The sequence below is a fragment of the Arachnia rubra genome (assembly GCF_019973735.1).
Lineage (GTDB): Bacteria > Actinomycetota > Actinomycetes > Propionibacteriales > Propionibacteriaceae > Arachnia > Arachnia rubra.
The window spans coordinates 693855-716139 of sequence record NZ_AP024463.1 but is presented as its reverse complement, the minus strand read 5'-3'; the positions used below and the strand labels follow the sequence as shown (position 1 = coordinate 716139).

The 22285-nt window shown below is 65.2% G+C and carries 23 protein-coding genes and 1 tRNA gene; 10 read left to right on the top strand and 14 right to left on the bottom strand.

The window, feature by feature from the left end; translation table 11 throughout:
- Positions 1-3: 3 nt before the first annotated feature.
- The 4 genes from SK1NUM_RS03140 to dnaK are packed head-to-tail and all read right to left on the bottom strand — an operon-like array spanning position 4 to position 4053.
- Entirely contained in the window at positions 4-423 is a 420-nt protein-coding gene (locus SK1NUM_RS03140) for a heat shock protein transcriptional repressor HspR (RefSeq protein WP_212325277.1), read from the bottom strand.
- Position 424: 1 nt separating this feature from the next.
- A complete protein-coding gene (dnaJ, locus tag SK1NUM_RS03135; protein WP_212325269.1) occupies positions 425-1582 on the bottom strand; it encodes a molecular chaperone DnaJ in 1158 nt (385 codons plus the stop codon).
- 57 nt (positions 1583-1639) lie between these two features.
- Entirely contained in the window at positions 1640-2206 is a 567-nt protein-coding gene (gene grpE / locus SK1NUM_RS03130) for a nucleotide exchange factor GrpE (RefSeq protein ID WP_212325267.1), read from the bottom strand.
- Positions 2203-4053, bottom strand: a complete 1851-nt coding sequence (gene dnaK / locus SK1NUM_RS03125; RefSeq protein ID WP_212325266.1) for a molecular chaperone DnaK — start codon at positions 4051-4053, stop codon at positions 2203-2205. The genes grpE and dnaK overlap by 4 nt, the downstream gene beginning before the upstream one ends.
- 257 nt (positions 4054-4310) lie before the next feature.
- Here dnaK and SK1NUM_RS03120 point away from each other — a divergent pair, with 257 nt between their 5' ends.
- Positions 4311-5327 (top strand): hypothetical protein, encoded by a 1017-nt coding sequence (locus SK1NUM_RS03120; RefSeq protein ID WP_212325264.1) that lies wholly within the window; start codon positions 4311-4313, stop codon positions 5325-5327.
- Between the two features lie 289 nt (positions 5328-5616).
- Positions 5617-6993: a hypothetical protein gene (locus SK1NUM_RS03115; protein WP_212325261.1), complete on the top strand. Its 1377-nt coding sequence runs from the start codon at positions 5617-5619 to the stop codon at positions 6991-6993.
- A 150-nt stretch (positions 6994-7143) separates the two neighbouring features.
- On the opposite strand, the gene SK1NUM_RS03110 is transcribed toward SK1NUM_RS03115, so the two are convergent.
- On the bottom strand, positions 7144-7764 hold the full coding sequence (locus SK1NUM_RS03110; protein ID WP_212325259.1) for a DUF1707 SHOCT-like domain-containing protein: 621 nt from the start codon (positions 7762-7764) through the stop codon (positions 7144-7146).
- 461 nt (positions 7765-8225) lie between these two features.
- Here SK1NUM_RS03110 and SK1NUM_RS03105 point away from each other — a divergent pair, with 461 nt between their 5' ends.
- Positions 8226-8948: a glycoside hydrolase family 16 protein gene (locus SK1NUM_RS03105; RefSeq protein ID WP_212325257.1), complete on the top strand. Its 723-nt coding sequence runs from the start codon at positions 8226-8228 to the stop codon at positions 8946-8948.
- A 300-nt stretch (positions 8949-9248) separates the two neighbouring features.
- On the opposite strand, the gene SK1NUM_RS03100 is transcribed toward SK1NUM_RS03105, so the two are convergent.
- The 4 genes from SK1NUM_RS03100 to SK1NUM_RS03085 all read right to left on the bottom strand — a co-directional run bounded on the left by SK1NUM_RS03100 (position 9249) and on the right by SK1NUM_RS03085 (position 10754).
- A complete protein-coding gene (locus SK1NUM_RS03100) occupies positions 9249-9587 on the bottom strand; it encodes a hypothetical protein (RefSeq protein WP_212325255.1) in 339 nt (112 codons plus the stop codon).
- Between the two features lie 33 nt (positions 9588-9620).
- On the bottom strand, positions 9621-9869 hold the full coding sequence (locus SK1NUM_RS03095; RefSeq protein ID WP_212325253.1) for a hypothetical protein: 249 nt from the start codon (positions 9867-9869) through the stop codon (positions 9621-9623).
- A gap of 196 nt (positions 9870-10065) precedes the next feature.
- Positions 10066-10374, bottom strand: a complete 309-nt coding sequence (locus SK1NUM_RS03090) for a hypothetical protein (protein WP_212325251.1) — start codon at positions 10372-10374, stop codon at positions 10066-10068.
- 304 nt (positions 10375-10678) lie between these two features.
- Positions 10679-10754 (bottom strand) — tRNA-Thr (locus tag SK1NUM_RS03085).
- Positions 10755-10931: 177 nt separating this feature from the next.
- Between SK1NUM_RS03085 and SK1NUM_RS03080 the strand changes: the two genes are divergently transcribed.
- Together SK1NUM_RS03080 and SK1NUM_RS03075 are read left to right on the top strand one after the other, a co-directional pair.
- The gene (locus SK1NUM_RS03080; RefSeq protein WP_212325243.1) at positions 10932-11723 is read left to right on the top strand and encodes a hypothetical protein; all 792 of its coding nucleotides are present in this window, start codon (positions 10932-10934) and stop codon (positions 11721-11723) included.
- Positions 11720-12193 (top strand): DUF2089 domain-containing protein, encoded by a 474-nt coding sequence (locus tag SK1NUM_RS03075; RefSeq protein ID WP_212325241.1) that lies wholly within the window; start codon positions 11720-11722, stop codon positions 12191-12193. The genes SK1NUM_RS03080 and SK1NUM_RS03075 overlap by 4 nt, the downstream gene beginning before the upstream one ends.
- 7 nt (positions 12194-12200) lie before the next feature.
- Here SK1NUM_RS03075 and greA read toward each other — a convergent pair whose 3' ends face one another.
- Positions 12201-12698: a transcription elongation factor GreA gene (greA, locus tag SK1NUM_RS03070; RefSeq protein WP_212325239.1), complete on the bottom strand. Its 498-nt coding sequence runs from the start codon at positions 12696-12698 to the stop codon at positions 12201-12203.
- A 74-nt stretch (positions 12699-12772) separates the two neighbouring features.
- On the opposite strand from greA, the gene mca reads away from it, so the two are divergent.
- Positions 12773-13684, top strand: a complete 912-nt coding sequence (gene mca, locus SK1NUM_RS03065; RefSeq protein WP_212325237.1) for a mycothiol conjugate amidase Mca — start codon at positions 12773-12775, stop codon at positions 13682-13684.
- A gap of 12 nt (positions 13685-13696) precedes the next feature.
- On the opposite strand, the gene SK1NUM_RS03060 is transcribed toward mca, so the two are convergent.
- Positions 13697-14299, bottom strand: a complete 603-nt coding sequence (locus SK1NUM_RS03060; RefSeq protein ID WP_212325228.1) for a rhomboid family intramembrane serine protease — start codon at positions 14297-14299, stop codon at positions 13697-13699.
- Positions 14300-14505: 206 nt separating this feature from the next.
- Here SK1NUM_RS03060 and SK1NUM_RS03055 point away from each other — a divergent pair, with 206 nt between their 5' ends.
- Positions 14506-16518, top strand: coding sequence for a thioredoxin domain-containing protein (locus SK1NUM_RS03055; RefSeq protein WP_212325226.1), 2013 nt, complete (start codon positions 14506-14508; stop codon positions 16516-16518).
- 64 nt (positions 16519-16582) lie between these two features.
- Here the strand turns inward: SK1NUM_RS03055 and trhA are convergent, their stop codons facing one another.
- Positions 16583-17194 (bottom strand): PAQR family membrane homeostasis protein TrhA, encoded by a 612-nt coding sequence (gene trhA, locus SK1NUM_RS03050; RefSeq protein WP_223927921.1) that lies wholly within the window; start codon positions 17192-17194, stop codon positions 16583-16585.
- A gap of 221 nt (positions 17195-17415) precedes the next feature.
- Here trhA and SK1NUM_RS03045 point away from each other — a divergent pair, with 221 nt between their 5' ends.
- The 3 genes from SK1NUM_RS03045 (at position 17416) to SK1NUM_RS03035 (ending at position 20044) form a co-directional block, all read left to right on the top strand.
- A complete protein-coding gene (locus tag SK1NUM_RS03045) occupies positions 17416-18102 on the top strand; it encodes a uracil-DNA glycosylase (protein WP_212325224.1) in 687 nt (228 codons plus the stop codon).
- 96 nt (positions 18103-18198) lie between these two features.
- The gene (gene msrA / locus SK1NUM_RS03040) at positions 18199-18858 is read left to right on the top strand and encodes a peptide-methionine (S)-S-oxide reductase MsrA (RefSeq protein ID WP_212325221.1); all 660 of its coding nucleotides are present in this window, start codon (positions 18199-18201) and stop codon (positions 18856-18858) included.
- Positions 18859-19063: 205 nt separating this feature from the next.
- Positions 19064-20044: a hypothetical protein gene (locus SK1NUM_RS03035; protein WP_212325213.1), complete on the top strand. Its 981-nt coding sequence runs from the start codon at positions 19064-19066 to the stop codon at positions 20042-20044.
- Positions 20045-20091: 47 nt separating this feature from the next.
- Here the strand turns inward: SK1NUM_RS03035 and SK1NUM_RS03030 are convergent, their stop codons facing one another.
- Positions 20092-21318, bottom strand: a complete 1227-nt coding sequence (locus SK1NUM_RS03030; RefSeq protein WP_212325211.1) for an acetyl-CoA hydrolase/transferase family protein — start codon at positions 21316-21318, stop codon at positions 20092-20094.
- Between the two features lie 7 nt (positions 21319-21325).
- Positions 21326-22210 carry a KPN_02809 family neutral zinc metallopeptidase gene (ypfJ, locus tag SK1NUM_RS03025; RefSeq protein WP_212325209.1) on the bottom strand — a complete coding sequence of 295 codons (885 nt, stop codon included), beginning with the start codon at positions 22208-22210 and terminating at the stop codon, positions 21326-21328.
- Between the last annotated feature and the right edge of the window lie 75 nt (positions 22211-22285).

Sequence of the window (22285 nt, the reverse complement as noted above, 5' to 3'; positions counted from 1 at the left end):
TCATCAGCGGTATGGCAGCGCCAGACGGGGCTTCACCCGGAACCGCCCGTAGTGAACCGCACCTGAAGGTTCAGCCGTGAAGATGCGGGCGGCCTCCTGGGTCTCGCCGAGACGCTGCAGGGCATCCGACAGGCGCTCCACCTGGCCGCTCAGCGAGTCGATCTGCTCCTCCAGGGCCAGGATGCGCCGGATCCCCTCCAGGTTGATGCCCTCACCCTGGCTGAGATGCTGGATGTGACGGAGTTTCGCGACATCCTTCAGGGAGTAGCGCCGCCCTCTCCCACGCGACCGTTTCGGGACGACGAGCCCCAGCCGGTCATAGCCGCGCAGGGTCTGCGGGTGCATGTCGGCCAGCTGCGCCGCCACCGAGACCGGGAAGACCGGCGCCTCGGGGTCGAACGCCTGGGGCAGGTTCTGAGCCATGTCAGCCTCCAAACAGCGCAGCCCGCGGGTCTTCCTGGCCTGCCTTCTCGGCGTACTCCTGCAGCGCGTTCTTGGCTGCATCACTGAGGTGCTCCGGAACCTTCACCTGGATGGTGACGAGCAGGTCACCGACGGTGCCGTCCTTCCTCCTGACGCCTTTCCCACGCACCCGGAGAGTGCGTCCGTTGGGTGTGTTCGGCGGCACGCGTAGCTTCACCTTGGGGCCCTGGAGCGTCGGGATCTGGATGTCAGCTCCCAGCGACGCCTCCGCGAAGGTCACAGGTACGGTGATGGTCAGGTTGTTGCCCTGCTGGCCGAACAGCTTGTGGGGTGCGACGTGCACGGTGACGTAGAGATCACCGGCAGCTCCACCGTTCTGGCCGGCCACGCCCTTGCCCTTGATGCGGATCCGCTGCCCGTCGGTGACCCCGGCGGGAATACGGACGTTCACGGTGTTCGTGGACTTGCCGCGACCGGTCCCATCACATGCCGGGCAGGGTTCGTCAACCAGCAGCCCGCGGCCACGGCAGTCGGTGCAGGGCTCACTCATCGAGAACACCCCGCCTGCGGTGGAGCTGCGCATCCCAGAGCCGTCACACCCGGGACACACCTTCGGCAGCGTCCCAGGCTTGGCCCCAGTCCCACGGCAGGCGGAGCAGGCCTCGTCGGAGACGGTACGCATCCCGACGGTGCTGCCCTCGACAGCCTGCTCGAAGGTGAGATTCGCCTCCCCCTCAATGTCGGCGCCACGTCTCGGCCCACGCTGGGAGGAACGCCGTGACCCTCCTGAGGAGCCCCCGCCGAAGAGGTTGCCAAACAGGTCTCCGAAGCCGCCCTGGGCCCCTCCCGCGTTGCGGAACAGGTCCTCGAAACCAGCTGTGCCCTCGCCTGTGCTGCTGCGTCCGAAACGCGTCCCGGCACCACCGAACAGACTGCGTGCCTCGTCGTATTCCTTGCGTTTCTCCGGGTTGGAGAGCACGTTGTTGGCCTCGGAGGCCTCCTTGAAGCGTGCCTCAGCGGCCTTGTCCCCCGGGTTGGCGTCCGGATGGTTGTCCCGGGCGATCTTCCGGAAAGCCTTCTTGATCTCCTCGGCGCTGGCTTTCTTGTCCACGCCGAGAACCTTGTAGTAGTCCTTCTCTATCCAGTCCTTGGTGCTCACTCATCGCCTCTCAATGTGCAGGGGGCCGGCGCCACTGCCCCGGCCCCATCCGTGGGCTCAGCCCTGCTTCGGATTGGCGACAGCGACGCGCGCCGGCCGGATCACACGGTCACGCAGCTGGTATCCCGGCTGAATGACCTGCGAGACCGTCGTGACGGTGACCTCCTCTTCCAGGGGCACCTCCATCAGGGCCTCGTGACGGGTTGGGTCGAAACGGTCGCCGACGTCACCGAAGGCGACCAGACCATGCCTGGCTGCCACCTTCTCCAGCTCGTCGGCCACCATTTTGAAGCCGCCGTCCAGGTCCCCATGGGACTTGGCCAGCTGAATCGCGTCGAGCACCGGCATCAGGTCGGCCACGACGGCCTCGATTCCCAGCTGCCGGGCCAGCGCCCGGTCGCGGTCCACACGCTTCTTGTAGTTGACGTATTCAGCCTGGAGACGCTGCAGATCGGCGGTCCGCTCAGCTGCGACGATCTTCCAGTCGGGTGTCTCTTCACTCACCTCTTTGCTTTCCTTGGCCTCGGCCGCGGCAGGCTCACCGTCGGCGAGGGCCGAGGCGGCTGACTCGACAACCGCCTCGGCCTCCTCCACGACCTCATCGGGGGTGGGGTCCTCGCTCACTTGGAGTCCTCGTCATCCACGATCTCGGCATCGACGACATCATCCTGAGCCTCACCGCTGGCTGCCTCCGACTCACCGCCGGACTGCTGCTCGGACTGGGCCTTGGCCTGGGCTGCGGCGTACATGGCCTGGCCCATCGCGGCGGCCTTGGTGTTGAGGTCCTCGATGGCGGACTTCACCGCATCGTTGTCCTCACCCTTCAGGGCCTCCTTCAGCTTGTCGACGGCCTCGACAACCGGGGCCTTGACGTCGTCGCCGATGCTCTCGGCGTTCTCGCTGAGCAGCTTCTCGGTGCGGAACACCAGGGCGTCGCCCTCGTTGCGCATCTCGACGGTCTCACGGCGCTTGCGGTCCTCCTCGGCGTGGCTCTCGGCCTCGCGGACCATGCGGTCGATGTCCTCCTTGGCCAGCGCGGAGCCACCGGTGACGGTCATCGACTGCTCCTTGCTCGTGGCCAGGTCCTTCGCGTGGACGTGGACGATGCCGTTAGCGTCGATGTCGAAGGTGACCTCGATCTGCGGAACCGAACGCGGGGCCGGCAGCAGGCCCGTCAGCTCGAAGTTGCCCAGCGACTTGTTGTCGCGGGCGAACTCGCGCTCACCCTGATAGACCTGGATCATCACCGCGGGCTGGTTGTCCTCGGCGGTGGTGAACACCTCGGAGCGCTTGGTCGGGATGGTGGTGTTGCGCTCGATGATCTTGGTCATCACACCGCCCTTGGTCTCGATGCCGAGGCTCAGGGGGGTGACGTCAAGCAGCAGCACATCCTTGACCTCGCCCTTCAGCACACCGGCCTGCAGGGAAGCGCCCAGCGCCACGACCTCGTCGGGGTTGACGCCCTTGTTGGGCTCTTTGCCACCGGTCAGCTCACGGACGAGATCGGCGACAGCGGGCATGCGGGTGGAGCCGCCGACAAGCAGCACCTGGTCGATCTTGTCGACGCTGGTGTTGGCGTCCTTGATGACGGTGTTGAACGGCTTCCGGCAACGGTCCAGGAGGTCCTGGGTCATCCGCTGGAACTCAGCGCGGGTCAGCTTCTCGTCAAGGTGCAGCGGGCCGGCCGCGGAGGCGGTGATGTACGGCAGGTTGATGGTGGTCTCAGAAGCCGACGACAGCTCGATCTTGGCGCGCTCGGCAGCCTCCTGGAGACGCTGGCGGGCCATCTTGTCCTGCGAGAGATCGACGCCGTGCTTGTTCTTGAACTGCGCCACCAGCCACTCGACGATCTTAGCGTCCCAGTCATCGCCACCAAGTCGGTTGTCACCGTTGGTGGCCTTGACCTCGAAGACGCCGTCGGCGATGTCGAGGAGGGAGACGTCGAAGGTGCCGCCACCGAGGTCGAAGACCAGGACGGTCTGCTCTTTGTCGCCCTTGTCCAGGCCATAGGCGAGGGCCGCGGCGGTGGGCTCGTTGATGATGCGGTCGACGGCCAGGCCCGCGATCTCACCGGCCTCCTTGGTGGCCTGGCGCTCGGCGTCGGAGAAGTAGGCGGGGACGGTGATGACGGCGTTGGTGACCGCCTCACCCAGGTATGCCTCGGCGTCGCGCTTCAGCTTCTGCAGCACGAAGGCTGAGATCTGCTGCGGACGGTAGTCCTTGCCGTCGATGTCCACCTTCCAGTCGGTTCCCATGTGCCGCTTGACGGAGCGGATGGTGCGGTCGGGGTTGGTGACGGCCTGACGCTTCGCCACCTCGCCGACGAGGACCTCGCCGGAGGGAGTGAAGGCCACCACGGAAGGCGTGGTACGAGCACCCTCCGCGTTGGGGATGACGGTGGGCTCGCCACCTTCCAGGACGGCGACGACTGAGTTGGTGGTGCCGAGGTCGATGCCTACTGCACGTGCCATAGGGGTATCTCCTGATTCATTGTGCGGTTACCGCGTGCTTGTCAATCCTGATCCCCTTGAGCGGGGCAGGCTCAACTATGCCACAGGACAAGCAGGTCGGCAAGTCGGGTTGAGCCGCACCGACTCAACCCGGGTTACTTCAGGGATAACCCCGAGTCGCAAACCCTTGTGTCCTTCCTGAGAATCCCCTTAGAGTCGAGTTGTCCCGGGGGAGGGTAAACCAAAGCCTAGAGCTGGCATTAGTTAAGGAGCTCACGTTGAAACGTTCAAAGCTACGCACAGGAGTGGGAGCGGTCTCAGCCCTATTGGTGGCATTTACGGCCTTCCCAGCCCACGCGGATGATGCAAGCACCCCTCCGCAGGACGCCACCCCCCAGGCCGAGGCCACTCAGCCTGCAGCGGGCGCGTCCAACAAGGCCACAGCCGAAGAGCTGCAGACCATGCTCGACGACATGACGAAGAAGAACGACATAGATCTGAGTTATGGAGCCAAGAACCCGGCCGGCCGCCTCACAGGGCCCGGACGAGTTTTGATGGGTAATGATGCGCGGGGCAGCAGCGCCCCCAGTTACTGGTCCGACAACCTGAAGCGCCCAGACCTGGCCGGTGACAAGTACTGGGAGGCCATTAACCCGTGGATGTACATCACCCCCAGCAAGGACAATGCCGCCACCAACACCCGCGTCGAGCTCAGCCAGATCAAGCTGAACGTCCTGCGCCGCTCCACCAACCAGTGGGAGACGATCAAGGTCAGCAAGGTTGAGGGCGACCTCTACAAGCCAAGCCTGGCGGGGAACTCTGTCAAGAAGCCCGACGTGCGCGACGGCGAGAACGGCAGCATCCAGGTGATGCAGGATCCCCAGTTGCTGTTCCATGGCTGGGGTGGAGAAATGAAGTTTGACACCAAGGACATCCTGGCCGTGCAGACCCAGGTTCAGGCACGCCTGGTGGTCAATGACCAGGCAAAGCCCGACGACCGGAGCAAGGCGCAGCTGCTGGTGCAGGTCGGCACCGACTACTACCCCCAGGTCGGCACACGCGTGACAGATCCGCTGCTGCAGACAAAGGATGGCAGCGGCGCCTACTTCCCCGGCGTTGGCCTCTCCAGGGCGAAGCTGGTCACCAATGACTGGCAAACGTTCAGCTTCACCACCGTCGATGCCCCTGGCGTCGTGCATGAAGGTAAGCATGGCAACGCTGTCTCCATCACGGCTGACCAGCTGCGCAACAACCCGCCGCCGTCCTGGCTGCCGGGTCAGCCCGCCAAGAAGTGAGGGCAGGGTGACGGCGAAGGGCAACCCGTCGCTAGACGGCATCCTCCGCTGAGCACCTCACCTTTGGAAGGGGAGCAACCACCGGGTTGCTCCCCTTCGTCGTCTCCTGACACCAATGTCTGTCCACCACGGGGCACCCCGGTCGGCCATCTTCAGGGCGCCACCCCACAATGATCGCTGACGTCCTCAGCGCAGCCTCTTGACGCGGCCTCCAGGGACTCCTAGAGTCAGGCCCGCCACTGGGGGTAGAGCACCAGAGTCAGAGCCGACTAGCAGCTAAGGAGCCGGAATGAAGCTTTCGACATTACGCACAGGACTGGGAGCGCTCTCAGCATTGCTCCTGGCCTTCACTGCTTTCCCCGTACACGCTGATGAGCCTCCCGCTCCCCCGGGTATCGTCACCGCCCCGAAGTTCGCCGAGGACGGGAAGACGATCCGCGTGGGCCGCTCCGTCGAGCGGGTCGCCGGTGATTACGGGAATGCCCAGACCATCGAGGTCTTCCGGCTCCGGGACGGACAGCCGATCCCCGACAGCGGGTCGGCGTTCTACACGCCCGTACCGGAGGACTTCGGCCACCAGCTGGTCTATGCCGAGCGTGCCCGCGACCCACAGACCGGCGCCGAGGTCACCGCCTACAGCGACCCCGTCACCGTGCTGTCGGTGCAAGGAGACCTGACTCCCCCGACGCCCGATGCACCAGTGACGACGTCGCCCGACAAGGCCACGGCCGACGAGGTGCAGACCATGATCGACGACATGGAGAAGATGAACGACGTCGACTTGCGGCGCAACGAAGACGACCAGGGAGGCCGCTACACAGGTCCCGGCCACGTCGTCATGGGAAACGAGGCGCGCGGAACCAACGCCCCCGGCTACTGGCAAGACCAGCTCGTCCATCGCGACCTGATCAGCGACAAGTACTGGCAGGCTGTCAACCCGTGGATGTACATCACGCCCGGCAGAGCCAACGCCGCCACGAACACCCGCGTCGAGCTCAGCCAGATCAAACTGAACGTCCTGCACCGCTCCACCAACCGGTGGGAGACGATAGAGCTCCGCAAGATCGAGGGGATGCTCTACCCGTGGAGCCTGCGCGGCAAAGACGTGAAGGAAGCCAACCTGCGCGACGGCCAGAACGGCAGCATCCAGATGCTGCAGGATCCCGACATGTTGTTCCACGGCTGGGGCGGAGAGATGACCTATGACACCAAGGACATCCTGGCCGTGCACGCCCAGGTTCAGGCGCGCCTGGTGGTCGACGACCAGGCGAAGGCCGACGATCGCGACAAGGCACAGCTGCTGCTGCAGGTCGGCGTCGACTACTACCCCGTCATCGGCATGCGCGTCGATGATCCGCTGCTGGAGATGAAGGACGGCGGCGGCTACTTCCCCGGCGCTGGGCTGTCCAGGGCCAAGCTGATCAGCAACGACTGGCAGACATTCAACTTCATCAATGTGGACGTCGCCAAGCAGGAGCCGGGCGGCTCAATCACCGTCGCCCAGCTGCGTGACAACCCGCCACCATCATGGCCGACGCCGAGTCAGCCCGCCACCCCAGCGCAGCCCACGCCAGCACCCACCACTGCGACTACGCCGGCACCCGCCGCTGCGACCGAGCCGAGGTCCATCACGTCGAAACCCGGTCTACCGAAGACCGGCAGCTGACGGCACAGTACCCGGCAACTCTGAGGGGCCCAGCGATCCGGCTGGGCCCCTCGTCTGTCTTCTCAAGCATCACGGATTCCGCTGCAAAAACCTGGGTGGGCTCACCATCATCCACCACGACGATGAGCGAAGATGTGATGGTACCGCCGTCTATTGGCTATTTTGCGGTTTTTGCAACTTCACAGTGGTGCCGCCCCAGAAGTTGAAGCCCCTGATGATCACGGTGCCGTTCGACCCATCTCCATGGGCCTTCCTACTGATGGCGACCCCAGCCATGATACTGGTGCTCTGGTCGATGACCCTGACGCCAGGCGGCACATAAACCACGTGCCCTCCCATGATCGAGCTCAGAGTCAGCTCGACCTCCACCCCGGGGCCCATGGCGTTTTCAACGTAGATTTCGTTACCGCCCCAGAATGCCTTGCTGACGAGCGTGGGCCTACCGCGGTCCAGATGAATCACTTTGCCACTCATGAAGGCGAACTCGGTAATCTCCTCGTCGCTGCGAGCAAACACCGGAGCCACTGGAGCGCTCACAGGAGCTATGGAGTTGGGGCCCGCCCCTGCGCCGATAGGCAGGTCTTCGACGAGACCAGACAAATCGTCGCTGTATCGCGCCTTGAGGCATATCTGCTGCCGGTCGTTGAACTCCTCATTGTCGAGCTGGCCTGCCGCGTAGGCATCCCGGAGGACTTCAAGCACACTGTCACGTTCGGCGTCACCGATGCGCATCCGCACCTGGGCTGGCTGTTCGGGAAGGCTATCTGACATGGGATAAATTCTACGACGCACAGCCGCTGCGCCACCATGGCAGCAGGGCTTTGAGAATGTGTTTCTCAGCGATTCTGTCCTGGTGTCGAGGTCGACAGTTCACCGGCAGGGGCAGGCTTGCGTGAGGCGGGCTTCAGCCCAGGCGCCACTCCAAGAAGGAAGCGCCCGGGCAGACCTACGACACGCGGCACCGGGTCTTGGCCGCCGGCAGGGCAGACCCAGCAGCGGCATTTGCCACAGCGGGCAGGATGGGGGCAGGCCCTCGCATTGGGGACACTGGATCAAAGATCGCCGGTAGGTGGCTGGTCAGGTGCCGTCATGGTAAAGCTCCAGCCAGGAGGCGCTCTGGTGGTGCGCCGACGCGCTCCCGGCCAGGGACGGTGCATGGTGTGCTGCGTCCGGCCGATCCTTTACAACAGGATTGCTAAGGACGAATACGACTTCACGAACGGGAGGCAATCATGTGCATGCAATCGCTTCTTGATGACTCACTTGCGGAAATCCAGCGGTACCGCACCTACGGTGGATGGAGTGTGCAACGCCCTGAGCATGGCACGCTCGGCCGCTTCGACCCGGCGATGACCCGGCTGCTGCCTGACGGCAGGACCTTCGCCCTCACTCTGCGGCTCGACCGCGCCGCTTACCAGCTCTACCGGGAGGCCGGGGTGCCACACGACCAGGCCCTCCACAACTCGCTGCTGTGCGGGTCGTGGGCTGGGCTGCACAACGCCCCCGGCCTCGGGACGTGGGAGATGGAGTTGCGCGCCCCAGCGTCCGACCGGGTGGAGCTCGTCGCCATGCTCTGGCCCGAGGACGACCAGGAGTGGCCACTCGGCGAGATCAACTTCGTCGAGGGGCGGGTGGGCACCGGATCAACCATGACCAATCTGCACTGGCCCGACCCAGCCACCGGCCAGCCCGCCCACGACCCAGAGGACATCGCCATAGACGTGACAAAGTGGCACCGCTACCGCATCGAGATCACCACCACCGGGGTGCGGTGGCTGGTGGATGGAAGGCTGCGCCGAGAGCTCGTCACCGACCACGCCCCGCACGACGTACCTATGCACTTCGTCGTCCAGTGCGGAGTCAACCCCGCGATCCGTGACGACTGGCATGACAACCTCGAATGGGGGCAGGCCATCCTCTTCCGGCCACTCACCGCTCCCAAAGCACCCCTCTGAGGCGAAGGCTAAATCACAACCTCAGTCCCATAGCATCAAAATTGCGACCCATTCACCCACTAGGAAATTCACAATACATTCGTATGGTAATTCGTCCAGGACGTCCTAAAGTCAGCCCCCGCCGCCCAGCGAGTAGAGGCGCACATTCAGGGTAATCACCGCCAAAGCGTGGCTGCGTAGACCAGCCGCCACCCTTGAAGCTCCCCAACACCACCCAGGGATTCAGCATGCCCAGATAATGACCCAATAGCATGAAAAACGCCCCCGGCCGAAAAGGCCGGGGGCTTTTTGTTGCTTTGACTAGGAGGTTTGCGGAAGGTCTACATCAACATAGCCTTTTTCAGTGAACCCGTAGCTCCACTGCAGGGTGAAAGTCTGGCCAGGTTTGATACCGAAGCAGACCTTCCAGTCAAGCGTCTTTCCCGGCGCAATGTCGGCGGTCGGAAAGTCACAGGAGCCGCCACTGTCGATTACTTTCTGCGCCTCGCTGTTCCCGGAGGTCCCTTGGAAGCGGATCAAGAACGGATTGACTGGCTCACTCCCGCCGTTGGTGAACGAGACCGGGAAGAGGACGAAGGCGTCCGCCCCTTCGGTTCCCGCCGCAGTCGAGGTTGGCTTGTATGGCTCCGGTGTGCCCACCGTGAGACTTCCGCCATCCTTGAGTTTGTACGGCTAGCCGATCGCGAACTTGCCTGAGTCAGCGTTCTGAGTATTGGTCGACGGCTCACCCTCCACGGGACCGCTGTCCAGGGGATCAGGCTCTGCTGATGCCGTGACCGTGACCGTGGACTGCGACGAAGCTGTCGACGAGTTCCCACGCGATGCGGAGCCAAGCCCAAAGCCAATCAGCAAGGCGACCACGCCGATGAACACCGAGGACTTCCACCACGGCTTCTTGACAGGCTTTGCAGTCGGCGGCATCGGAACGCCCATTCCTGCCGGCTGCTGAATATTTGGGTGCGATTCTTGGGACACCCTTCTTCCCTCCCTCGCGCGGACTCTGCCACGCTCCCAAGAGGCTCTACCGTGAGCCTCGACGAGGAAAAAATAGTCGACCATTCGTATGATACGCAAGTCGGGAATCAGGGTGGTCAATAGTTAACTATCGATTGCTATTTCATTCTCCTTCGGAGGTCGGTTCTGCCAAAGGCAGAATGATCTCTATCGAGCCCAAACCAAGGCTTGGCACTCCATCCGGAAACCCGAAAATCGCATCAAGCAACGCGGCATTGGCGGTGGCCGCGTCGCCCGCGGCATCCTTCAGTTTGCTGGACATGTCACTGATTGAGCAATTGCCTACCGTCATGTCGCACTCCTTTACTTGCAGCCGATGCAACTCCCAGGCGGTAGCGCGCCGCACATTCTCGTTAGTCGCTTCGGTTTGCTCTTGATGCGTGTCCTTTTGCGCGTAGAGCTTGGTGGCCAAGGGCAACCCAGCGCCAGGGCATCCAGGAGACTCTCAAAGTCGCAGTTGCAGCAAGGCAGCCGCCCCAGTCGGCTTGGCATCGTCCAGCAGGCGCTAACGCCGAGCATGCTGATCCCTCCCAAGCTTCCAAAGAAGGATTCTATGGCCCCGCGCTCCGCCCGGTACGGTTTCGGTACGACCCACCCTGGCCCAGACAGCGCTTTGCCTAGTCAAAGCGGTAGGCGAGACACTCTGGGCGTCTTCTCCGTTTGACCGCACAGTGTCCCAGAGATTCCACCTGGCCTCCCGGACAAGCACTGACCCTTGGAGCCGCCCACGGGAATCGAACCCGTGACCTACGCTTTACGAGAGCGTCGCTCTGCCTACTGAGCTAGGGCGGCAGCGCCAACAAACTATAGCCGCCCCAGCCGACTGCTACGAAATCTGCCGTCCGCGATGGGGCGCTTGGCTCTCCGTCGCGCGACTTCCCCTCAGGGTTCACCCTGAACCTCACCCCAGATCTTACCTAAATCTAAAAACCCCTTTAGATAATGGAAAGGTTTAGTTACCATTGCCGCATGACCAACCCTGATTTGAGTTCCATACTGGATGACCTAGCAGCCGGGCGCATCGACACGGCCGAGGCGAACCGGCGTATATCCGCCCTCAAGACAGACACCGGAAGCGAATCCGGCTCCGGTCCGAGACAAGAAGAAGCCCCCAAGGGCAAACCGGGCGGCCTGACCCGGGTGGCCATCACGGCCGTCGGGCGCCGCGTACGCATTGAGGGCGACCCATCGGTCTCTACCCTGTCGGTGGAAGGCCCGCATGTGCTGCGCCGCAACGGCGAGACGATGGAGGTCAGCTCCACCGGCGAGTTCGGCCCCAGCTTCAACGGTTTCTCCCTCATCCGCCCACCCCGGAGCCTCGAAGACCTTCGCGACATCGGCCTCGGCAAGGAACTGCTCATAAAGGTGAACCCGAAGCTAGTCGTCGACGTCGAAGCGACAACAGGCGGGGTGCGCAGCACCGGGGTCCCCCGGCTGGGCAGGATCAGAGTGACTGCCGGCGGCTGCCACCTGAGCGACGTCACCGAGGTCGCCGACCTACTGAGCCAGGCTGGCGGCGTCACCGTCGAGGGCCCAATCAGCCTGGGCCGCTCCAGGCTGAAGGTCGAGTCCGGCTCCCTGACCCTGATCCTCAAGCCCGGTTCCAGCGTCATGGTGCATGCCGACGCGAAGTTCGGGCATGTGCGCTGGCCGGAGGACAATGGGGGCGCCGACGAGGTGGTCTTCGGGAACGGTTCCGCCAGGTGCGACCTGACCGTCGTCATGGGACTCGCCACGGTCAAGAGCGAGGTGGTCGCATGACCTCCGCCCTGTACCACGCGCCCGCCGAGTGCCCCGTCTGTGGGGACGACCTGATCATCATCCGCAAAGGCTGCATGCACTGCGGGTCGGAGCTTGCGGGCGAGTTCGCATCCTCACCATACGATCGTCTTGATACTGCCGAGCATGAGCTGCTGCGCGTATTCCTGACCTCCCGCGGGAACCTGCGTGAGGTGGAGAAGCACCTCCAGGTGTCATACCCGACGGCCCGCGCCCGCTTCGACGCGCTGCTGGTCAAACTGGGAATGAACCCCGAGGCCCAGCCTGCTGAGCCCTCTCCTGAAAGCCCCACCGACCAGGACACCCCTCCGGGAGAGGATGCCCCCGCCGGGCAAGATAACCAAGACAACAACACGACAACCGCCACCCCGCAGGAGCAGATCCTGGCGCGAGTGGCGGCTGGTGAGATCAGTACCGAGGTTGCGGCTCAACTGATCGCAGGACTGGGCTGAGCCTCTTTTAGGAGGTGACCTTCTTGATGGTCACCGAGATGGTGCGGCCATTGGGTGCCGCGTAGCTGACCTCGTCGCCTACGCGGTGCCCGAGCACAGCAGCTCCCAGCGGGGACTGTGGGGAGACGGCCTGGTCGATTGAGGCGTCGGTGCCGAGGATCTCCCTCGACCCGAGCAGGAAGGTGTCGGTGTCGTCATCGTCGCCGAAGAAGGCGACGGTGACGATGCGGCCGGGGCTGACCTCGTCGGGATCGCCCTGGGCCTCGCCCACCTGGGCACGCCGCAGCAGATGCTCCAGCTGCCGGATGCGCCCCTCCATCTGTCCCTGCTCCTCACGAGCGGCGTGATAACCACCGTTCTCGGAGAGGTCACCTTCCTCGCGGGCGGCGGCGATCCTAGCTGTCACCTCAGGGCGGCCCACGGTCTTGAGCTGGGTGAGCTCGGCCTCCAGCTTGTCGTAAGCCTCCTGTGTGAGCCACACCGTTTCGGAATTGGTTTCGGACATCCCGACATGCTATCACCGGCTTTTTTCAATCCAACCTGAACCAGATTCGGCAGCTCCGGTAGCCACCCGCAAGAATGTCTTCCATGACCTCGTACCCCAAGGGCCCATTGCGCCTCTTGCACGTGCACGCCCATCCCGACGACGAGTCGAGCAAGGGCGCCGCCACCACCGCCAAGTATGTGGCTGAAGGCGTCGAGGTCATGGTCGCGACCTGTACCGGCGGCGAACGCGGCGACATCCTGAACCCGGCCCTGGCCGGCGACCCCGAGATCATGGCCGATCTTCCCAGGATACGGGCCGCCGAGATGGCCCGCGCCGGCGAGATCCTGGGCATCAAGCAGGTATGGCTCGGATTCACCGATTCCGGCCTACCCGAGGGCGATCCCCTACCGCCGCTTCCCGAGGGCTGCTTCGCGCTGCAGGACGTCGCCGAGGCAGCCGGACGGCTGGTCAAGGTGATCCGCGACTTCCGCCCGCATGTCGTCACCACCTACGACGAACGCGGCGGATACCCACACCCCGACCATGTCCAGTGCCACCGGATCACCGTAGAGGCCTTCAAGGCGGCGGCCGATCCATCGCTGTGGCCTAAGCACGGTCCGGCCTGGCAGGCCGCGAAGCTCTATTACCACATGAGCTTCCACCGGCGCCGGTTCGCGGCGTTGGAAGCGCTGATGCACGAACAGGGTCTCTCCCCCACGACACCAGCCCCAACCAACGACGAGGACCCCTTCTCGGACGGCCGCCTGACCACCTTCGTCAACTGCGCCCAGTACTTCGGAGTGCGCGACGAGGCCCTACGGGCACACGCCACGCAGATCGACCCCAACGGTCCATGGTTCGCCGTGCCGCTGGCCATCCAGCAGGCAGGCTGGCCAACCGAGGACTACCAGCTGGTGATCTCGAAGGTGCCGACGATGATCCCAGAAGACGACCTGTTCACCGGTCTGAGGGATGTGCCCCTGGTACCGGAGTTCGTTATCTGACGCACCAGGGCATCACACGACTCGTCTGACCGCGGGATCCTTGCTGTGAAGGAATTTGGCTGCCAGCACGCCGCCGATGGCACCGCCCAGATGCCCTTGCCAGGACACCCCTGGGTCGGTGGGCAGGATACCCAGCAGGGTGGAGCCGTAGAAGAAGAACACCGCAACTGACAGCACAATCTCCCAGATGTTGTGCGTGAAGAAACCACGCACCAGCAGGTAGGCGAGATACCCGAACACCAGGCCCGAGGCACCCAGCGTGATGGTGTGGGGCGAGGCAATCAGCCACACGACCAGGCCCGAGGTCGCAATGCTGGTGAGCGTGACCGCAAGCCAGCGTCCCGGCCCTGCCAGCCACGTGAGCAGGCCAAGGATCAGGAACGGCACCGAGTTGCTGATCAGGTGTGGATAGCCGGAGTGGAGCCAAGGCGCGGTGAGGACGTGCGGTATCGATCCAAGCTGGCGGGCAACGATCCCGAACTGGTCGAGGGCGTGGAACGACGCGCTGTCGATGATCTCCAGCACCCACATGAGGGCGAGCAGCCCGCCGACGACCACGAGTCCAGGCTTGAAGCCTTCGAGGGAACGACGATCGGCAAAAGTCTGGGTGCTCATACCCCCAGTGTCCCAGCGAACACAAGAGCTCCCCGTAGGCCCCGCGCCTGGGTCCTTGAACGTTATGGTTCCGCGTTGATATTCGCCATAGGCTGTCAGCCCCCGCGCCCGGGGTCCCTGGCCCACGTCATCGACGCCCCGGATCTCCCAGCAGCCAGGTGCCCAAGGACAAGAGCATGGTCACGGAGCCTCTAAGCTTGGCCGTCATGGCTAACCGACTGGCTGACTCCCCCAGTGATCATCTCCTCCAGTACGCCCACCAGCCGGTGGACTGGTGGCCCTGGGGTTCCGAGGCCCTGGCGCATGCCGCCGAGCTGGACCGCCCAGTCCTGCTGAGCATCGGCTACGCGTCATGTCACTGGTGTCACGTGATGAGCCATGAGTCGTTCGAAAACCCAGAGACCGCGGAGTTCATCAACACGCACTTCGTCCCCGTCAAGGTGGACCGGGAGCAGCAGCCGGTGCTGGACCAGGTCTTCATGACGGCCACGCAGCTCATGAATGAAGGAGCGGGTGGCTGGCCACTGACGGCCTTCCTCACACCCGACGGCCGCCCATTCTTCACCGGCACCTATTTCCCGCCCGAGCCGCAACCGGGCCGGCCGTCGTTCCGTCAGGTGCTGCAGGCCCTTGCCGAGACGTGGGAGTCGGACCGGCAGACGCTGGTCGCGGGGGCTGACGTGGTCGCTGGCCACCTGGCTGCGCTGTCCGCCGCTCCCCTGGCCGACACGGCGCCTGAGGTGCATGCCGCCATCGACACGATCGGCGCCGACTTCGACCTGATCCACGCCGGCTTCGGCACCGCCCCGAAATTCCCGTCCGCGACGGTCCTCGACGCTCTGCTGGTGCGCGGTGACGCGCAAAGCCTGGAGCTGGCGCAGCGCAGCCTGGAGGCGATGGCGCGCGGTGGCATCCACGACCAGGTCGGCGGCGGCTTTCACCGCTACGCGACCGATCCGGGCTGGGTGATCCCCCACTTCGAGAAGATGCTGGACGACAACGCCCTGTTGCTGGGCACCTACATCCGGGGGTGGCGGCGCACAGCCGACCACGACGAGGGGCTGCGCGCCCTGCTGGAGCGCACGGCCTACGGCATCGCGGGTTTCCTGGAGCGCGAGCTGCGCGACGAGAACGGCGCTTTCATGGCAGGCCTGGACGCTGACTCCTGCGACATCCGGGGCGCCGTCTTCGAGGGCATCCACTACCTCTGGACCCCGGAGCTGCTGTTCGACGCCCTAGGCGATGAGGACGGCGACTGGGCCACCCAGGTCTTCCACGTCACCGCGGGCGGCACCTTCGGGGAGGGCCTGTCGACGCTGCAGCTGCGCGGCCGTCCTGATCTCGACCGCCTCGCCGAGGTCTCAGCGAGGCTGCTCACGGAGCGGGGGCACCGGTTCCGGCCCGCCACGGACCGCCTCGTCGTGACGGCGTGGAATGCGCTGGCGATCTCGTCGTTGGTCACAGGCGCCCTCATCTGGAATGAACCGCACTGGCTGGACCTGGCGCTGGACACCGCCCGCTACCTGGCAGAGGCCCACCTGGCTGGCGGGGAGCTGCGGCACTCCTCACTGGCAGGACAGGTCAATCCGCAGGCCGCCACGGCCGAGGACCACGGCACTCTCGCCGATGCCTTCACCGTCCTGGCCGGAGCCACGGGGGACGCTGCCTGGCTGCGTCGCGCCGAGACGCTATGCGACGGGGCGCTGGAGCTTTTCAGCGCCGAGGACGGTGGGTTCTTCGACGCGGAGGCGGGCGAGCTGTTCGTGCGTTCGCGATCCCTGACCGACAACGTCACCCCATCGGGGACGAGCGCACTCGTGCGGGCGCTACGCCGGGTGGGGCTGATGGCCGAACGCCCCGGCCTGCTGGCGCGCGCCGACGCCGCGGCCGCCACCACCTGGGCGACGGTGGCGGAGAATCCGAGGTTCGCGGGGTCGGCCCTGGAGGACCTGATGGTCGCCGACGAGGCGCGGCGAGGGCTGCGGCCTGCGATGGTCGTCGTGTCCTCAGGGGATCCCTTCGACGAGCTGGCCCGCGCGGCCTGGCGGCTAGCCCCGGCGGGGTCGGTGATCCTGACCGCCCCGGCGGGCACCGGCGGCTTCGGCTCTTGGCTGGAGGGCCGGGAGAAGCGAGCGGTGTACGTGTGCCGGGGAGATCGCTGCTTCGATCCGGTCACCGACTACACCGAGTTGAAGACCCCGCTGTGGCACCGGGTATGACCGTGCCGGGTCGTGAGAACACGCGGCGCAGCATCGCCGCATGCGACGAGCGGTGACGCGATGGTCAGAACACCGCAAGCCCGATCGCGACCCCATGACAGATGGCGGCTGCGATCGTGCAGGCGTGGAAGACCTCATGGAATCCGAAGAGGCGCGGGTTGAGACGCGGGCGGCGGGTGCCGTAGGCCAGAGCCCCCAGCGAATAGACCAGACCACCTGCCAGCATGAGCAGCACGACGGCCGGCCCACCGGAGGCCCAGAACTCACCCAGCCACCCGAGGGCCGCCCAGCCCATGGCGACATAGAGCAGTGTGTAGAGCCAGCGCGGCGCGCCGAGCCAGCAGATGCGGAACACGATCCCCACCACCGCGATGCCCCAGATCAGCGCGAGGAGAGCCCAGCGGGACGTGCCCTCCAACAGGGTGAGGGTCAGCGGGGTGTAGGTGCCCGCTATGAAGACGAAGATGTTCGAGTGGTCGAGCCGGCGGAACACCGCCATGACCGGCTCGTCCCAGTTGCCCCGGTGGTAGGCGGCCGAGGTGCCAAAAAGCTGCACCCCGCTGAGGGTCCACACGGCGCAGCCGATGCGACCGGGCAGGGTCGGGGCGAAGGCCGTCAGCACTAGGCCCACGACCAGCAGGGCAGGCGCGAAACCCAGGTGCAGCCAGCCGCGCATCAGGGGTTTGACGGGCTGTTTCCCGGACTCTGGGACGGGACGAGTCACAGTGCCCTCATCCCCAGGCGAGGGGGCGGCGAAAGTCCCGCTGGGCTTCCCGGAAACAGCAACCATCACAAACCTACGCTTCCGTAACTTACGCCTTCGGAGGTTACCGCGCGGCCAGGTGAATTCAAACCTCTTCATCGGTATCTGTCCGAGCTGGTGGCTAGAGTGACGCCATGGCACGCCCCCTCAATGAACTCATAGCCCCCGACTGGGCCGAGGCACTGGCTGACGTCGAGCCCCAGATCCATACCATGGGTGACTTCCTGCGCCAGGAGATCGCCGAAGGACGCAGCTATCTGCCGGCAGGCGACAATGTGTTGCGCGCCTTCAGTCGCCCATTGGCCGGCGTGCGGGTGTTGATCGTCGGCCAGGACCCATATCCCACGCCAGGGCATGCGGTCGGGTTGTCGTTCTCCGTCGCACCCGATGTGCGCCCCATCCCCCGCAGCCTGCAGAACATCTACCAGGAGCTGAGCGACGACCTCGGCATCGCGCCCGCGCCTCATGGCGACCTCACGGCCTGGTTCGAACAGGGTGTCCTGCTGTTGAACCGGGTCCTGACCGTCTCGCCAGGCAAGGCGGGATCGCATCGCGGCAAGGGCTGGGAGGCCGTCACGACCGCCGCCATCAGCGCTCTCGCGGAGCGCGGCGGACCGCTGGTGGCGATCCTCTGGGGCCGCGACGCGCAGTCCACCCGTTCCCTGCTCGGCCAGACCCCGATCATCGCCAGCGCCCACCCGTCGCCCCTGTCGGCACGCAACGGCTTCTTCGGCTCACGTCCGTTCAGCCGCGCGAACGAGGCGCTCATCCAGCAGGGTGCCAGCCCGGTCAACTGGGACCTCAACACCCCCGCCGGCTAGACGCGACTCCCACAACGACCGGCAACGACCAGCGCCAAGCCCGGACGCCGCACAGCCGGCCAGAGGATGCCGTGAGCGGCATTTACAATGGCCGGCATGGAGATCGACGTCCTTGGGTGGCTGAGCAGCCGCAAGAACCCCCAGCCTGTGGCAGCCGGCGACGCCCTTCCCGGACGCAGCACCCCGGTCCTCGACCCCATCCCTCAGCATGCCGTGCTCGGGCTGCGCCTGGACGAGGTCCCGGCGGGCTGTGAGGTCGCACACTTCGCCATGGGCTGCTACTGGGGGGAGGAGCGGCTGTTCTGGACCACCGGCGGCGTGGTCAACACCGCGGTCGGCTTCATGGGCGGCTTCACACCGAACCCCACATATCGCGAGACCTGCACTGGGCGCACCGGCCACACGGAGACCGTGCAGGTGGTCTTCGACCCGTCGCGCGTCAGCTACGAGGACCTGCTGAGGATCTTCTGGGAGAACCACGACCCGACGCAGGGCTTCCGGCAGGGCAATGACATCGGCACCCAGTACCGCTCTGCCATCTTCCCAGCCAGCCTGGAACAGCACACGGCTGCCGTCGCTTCCCGCGATGCCTTCCAGGCCCGGATGACCGAAGCCGGGTTCGGGGAGATCACCACCGAGATCACCGGCGACGCCACCTTCTACTACGCCGAGGAGGAACACCAGCAATACCTCCACAAGAATCCGGGAGGCTACTGCCCCCATCACGCCACCGGGGTCAGGTGCGGCGAACGATGACGGCGGGTGGGGTCAAGAGATACCCCACAGGATCGGGTCCCAGGACAACGGCCATCGAACCCGGCTGAGCCTGCTGCGCATGCGCTGCTCAGGGATGGCCTTCGCGCTGTAGGCCCAGGCCCGGGAATTATCTTCATCCAAAAGGATGACGAGGTTCGGAGATAGGTAGTACAGCCTGCAACAGCCCGCAAACTAGACTGGACCGGTGAATTTGCGCCGCGCCATCGTCTTCGCGATGGTTGTGCTGCTCGCTGGATGCTCCTCCACCCCAGCACCGGAGCCGACGGTGACACCCTCTGCCGGCCCCTCCGGCGGCGCCAGTCCGGAGTCCAGCGCCAGCCCGTCCCCCTCGATCGCCTTCCCCGTCCCGATGAGCATCACCCAGGATCTCATCCACGGTGGGGCGAAACAGGTCGTGCAGCGCATGATGGAGATCACCAACAACCGCCCCGCGCTGAAATTGGACATCTCAGCCACCGAGGTGACCCTCACGGTCCTGGACGCACAGCAGAAACCGGTCACCCTGCGCTGGCGCACCAACCAGATAACACCGGTGGACTCCGACCTCGAATATCTTGAGCAGCCCACATTCCGCCCGACTGACTATCCGCTGGGCAATATCAGCGACCTGTTCGACACCGCCACCCGGATGGGTGCCACGGGAACCGACAAGATCCTGCAGATCGTCGAATACCGGCACCGCGGGGTCTACATGAGCGTCACAACCACCCCCGAGACGAAGACCGTGTTCTTCGAGCGGGACGGCACGGCCGTGCGCAATCTGGGGTTCACGTCGGTGGCGGACCTGAACGACGGCCTGGCCGCGGTGATCGGCGGGAGCCGGGCTGTGACGCAGATCGGCTTCGGCCCTGGCGCCGGCTACTGGGCCGACCTACCGCCAAGCAGCGGCGTGACCGAGCGGCGCATCCGCTCCGCGGCATTGCCCGTCTACTCGACCCGACGCAACGAGGCGTCGTCGCTGACTCCCTTCGACCCGACGCAGATCAATACGCTGGTATTGGCACGTGCGGTTCAGCGTTTCAGCACCGACGCAAAGACAGAGTGCAAGGTCGAGGTGGACAACCGGTACAAACGCGACAGCCCCATCATCCGCCTCGACTGCGGTGGCAGGACCCACTTCATGGATCTGGGGGGTGGCGAGTACACCGAGGACCAGCTGCGCTAACCCACAAACCAGCGCACTGATCAGGGTCGAACAGTCCCAGCGGCCGGTTATCCGAGCAGGCCCATCCGCTCCGCCTCGGCACGCAGCGACTCGCGGGCCCTGGGATGCGCGGCCTCGATGAGCCCGAGTGCCTGGTCGCGCTGCGAGGCCCCGAAGATGCGTGCCCGGCCCTGCTCCGTGACGATCCACGCCGGCTGCAGCGACGTGGTGGGCTCTGTGAGCTTCGGCACGATGGTGGAGCGGTCGGCCTTTGGATGCCACGACTTCAACGCGATGATGGCCTGCCCGCCCGGGGAGTGCAGGGCCCCGACGATGAAGTCCGCCTGCCCGCCGGTGCCGGAGATGATGCGGTCGTTGACGCGGGTGGCGTTGACAGCCCCGAAAAGATCCGCCTGCAGGGCGGTGTTGATGCTGGTCACGGCCGGCTGGGCAGCGATGTTGCCAGGGTTGTTCGTGGTCTCACAGCGCAGCAGCCGCAGCCTCGGGTTGTCGTCAGCCCAGGCATAGAGCTCCTCGGATCCGTAGGCGAAGGTGGCGGTGATGGGCTGGTTCTCGTCGAGGGCGCCGGCCTGCAGCAGCCCATAGAACCCATCGGCCATCAGCTCGGTCCACACCCGCAGCCCCCGGCCGTTGCGCAGCGCCCTCGTCACCGCCTCCGGCAGGGCACCGATACCGAGCTGGAGCGTGGCGCCGTCGGGCACCATCGCCGCCAGCTGCTCCCCAACCGCCAGCGACTCGTCGTCAATCCGGACCTTAGGCGCCACCGGTACCGGTTCCGCGGCCTCGATGGCCAGGTCGATGTCGTCGGTCGACAGCACCCCATCGCCGTGGATGAACGGCATGTTCTCGTTGATCTGGGCGACCAGGAGGGCGCCGCGTTCCCTGGCAGCCTCGATCGCACCGGGCAGCACCTGCACCTCGATGCCGAGGCTGACCTTCCCGTCCACGACCCGCGACACCTGCACCGCGACAACGTCCGGGGGCAGTGCGCCATGGAACAGCTGGGGGGTGGCGGACAGGCGGGCCGGGTAGTAGTCGACACGGGGATTGCCACGCAGCCCGGAGCCCACGAAGGTGGTCTCGATACGCACCCCCTCGCGGTCCGGCAGCCTGCCGAGCCCGTTGACGATGAACAGCCGGTACTCGGGGATGGCCTCGTCTAGCAACCCGAGCAGGGCGCGGGGGGTGCCGAAGCTGCCCTGGGTGATGATGCGGGGGGTCGCGGGAAGTTCGGGGAGTTCAGCAGCCAGCCGCTCCGGGGCGACGATTCTCAATTCAGCCTCACAGGTCCTGGGTGTCGAAGGTGTTACAAGAGGCGGGGTCACCGCTGTCAAACCCGGTGCTCAGCCAGCGTTGCCGCTGCTCGGAGCTGCCGTGGGTCCACGACTCCGGGTTCACGAAGCCGCCCTGCTGTTTCTGGATGTGGTCGTCGCCGACGGAACGGGCCGCATCCGCGATACGGAGCAGATCATCTTTGCTGACCGTCTTGATGGGTGAGCTGGAGTCCTTCATGATCTGGTTGAACACCACACCGGAGTAGCAGTCGGCCTGGAGCTCAAGACGTACCTGCTGCGAATCGGCTCCGGTGCCACGCCTGACGGAACGCATCGTCCCGTCGAGGTTCTGGATGTGATGCCCGTACTCATGGGCGACGATGTAGAGTTCCGCGGCGTCCCCACCCGAGGCGCCCAGCTGTTTGAGAAGCTGCCCGACGTACGAGTCGTCGATGTAGACCGTCGAGTCACCGGAGCAGTAGAACGGTCCCATCTCCGTCTGCCCGACACCGCAGGCGGTGCTGGTCGTGCCGGAGAAGAGCTTCATCGTCCCGTAGCTGTAGTTGGACTTGGCCTTTGACCAGTAATCCTGGACCACCTTGTCGTAGAGCGCCCAGCGACACTCGCGGTTGGTGTTGACGTTGACGTCCTTCTGCCTGCAATGCTCAAGACTGTCGCCCTGCCCCGCCGCCCCCTGGGTGTTCTGGGAGCCGCCGGAACCGAGCAGATCGGAGACGTTGATTCCCAAGCTCGGCCCGACGAACACGACCAGGAGCATCAGCACGACGCCGCCCACACCGCCGCCAAGGGCCATCCGACCGCCTCGCCCGCCACCGCCTGACCCGCGCTGGATATGCGAGTCGGACAGATCCACACTGTCGCGATAGTCCATGTGCTCTACCTCCTCCTGACCGCATTAGCCTAACCGGGCAGGGAAAACCACTGGTGGCGAACCGGCCGTCCCGCT

What these genes read in the sequence shown, in the direction of transcription:
- SK1NUM_RS03140 (WP_212325277.1), bottom strand. Translation starts at nt 423, where the DNA reads ATGGCTCAGAACCTGCCCCAGGCGTTCGACCCCGAGGCGCCGGTCTTC.
- dnaK (WP_212325266.1), bottom strand. Translation starts at nt 4,053, where the DNA reads ATGGCACGTGCAGTAGGCATCGACCTCGGCACCACCAACTCAGTCGTC.
- SK1NUM_RS03115 (WP_212325261.1), top strand. Translation starts at nt 5,617, where the DNA reads ATGAAGCTTTCGACATTACGCACAGGACTGGGAGCGCTCTCAGCATTG.
- SK1NUM_RS03110 (WP_212325259.1), bottom strand. Translation starts at nt 7,764, where the DNA reads ATGTCAGATAGCCTTCCCGAACAGCCAGCCCAGGTGCGGATGCGCATC.
- SK1NUM_RS03105 (WP_212325257.1), top strand. Translation starts at nt 8,226, where the DNA reads ATGTGCATGCAATCGCTTCTTGATGACTCACTTGCGGAAATCCAGCGG.
- SK1NUM_RS03095 (WP_212325253.1), bottom strand. Translation starts at nt 9,869, where the DNA reads ATGCCGCCGACTGCAAAGCCTGTCAAGAAGCCGTGGTGGAAGTCCTCG.
- SK1NUM_RS03080 (WP_212325243.1), top strand. Translation starts at nt 10,932, where the DNA reads ATGACCAACCCTGATTTGAGTTCCATACTGGATGACCTAGCAGCCGGG.
- SK1NUM_RS03075 (WP_212325241.1), top strand. Translation starts at nt 11,720, where the DNA reads ATGACCTCCGCCCTGTACCACGCGCCCGCCGAGTGCCCCGTCTGTGGG.
- greA (WP_212325239.1), bottom strand. Translation starts at nt 12,698, where the DNA reads ATGTCCGAAACCAATTCCGAAACGGTGTGGCTCACACAGGAGGCTTAC.
- mca (WP_212325237.1), top strand. Translation starts at nt 12,773, where the DNA reads ATGTCTTCCATGACCTCGTACCCCAAGGGCCCATTGCGCCTCTTGCAC.
- SK1NUM_RS03060 (WP_212325228.1), bottom strand. Translation starts at nt 14,299, where the DNA reads ATGAGCACCCAGACTTTTGCCGATCGTCGTTCCCTCGAAGGCTTCAAG.
- SK1NUM_RS03055 (WP_212325226.1), top strand. Translation starts at nt 14,506, where the DNA reads ATGGCTAACCGACTGGCTGACTCCCCCAGTGATCATCTCCTCCAGTAC.
- trhA (WP_223927921.1), bottom strand. Translation starts at nt 17,194, where the DNA reads ATGCGCGGCTGGCTGCACCTGGGTTTCGCGCCTGCCCTGCTGGTCGTG.
- SK1NUM_RS03045 (WP_212325224.1), top strand. Translation starts at nt 17,416, where the DNA reads ATGGCACGCCCCCTCAATGAACTCATAGCCCCCGACTGGGCCGAGGCA.
- msrA (WP_212325221.1), top strand. Translation starts at nt 18,199, where the DNA reads ATGGAGATCGACGTCCTTGGGTGGCTGAGCAGCCGCAAGAACCCCCAG.
- ypfJ (WP_212325209.1), bottom strand. Translation starts at nt 22,210, where the DNA reads ATGGACTATCGCGACAGTGTGGATCTGTCCGACTCGCATATCCAGCGC.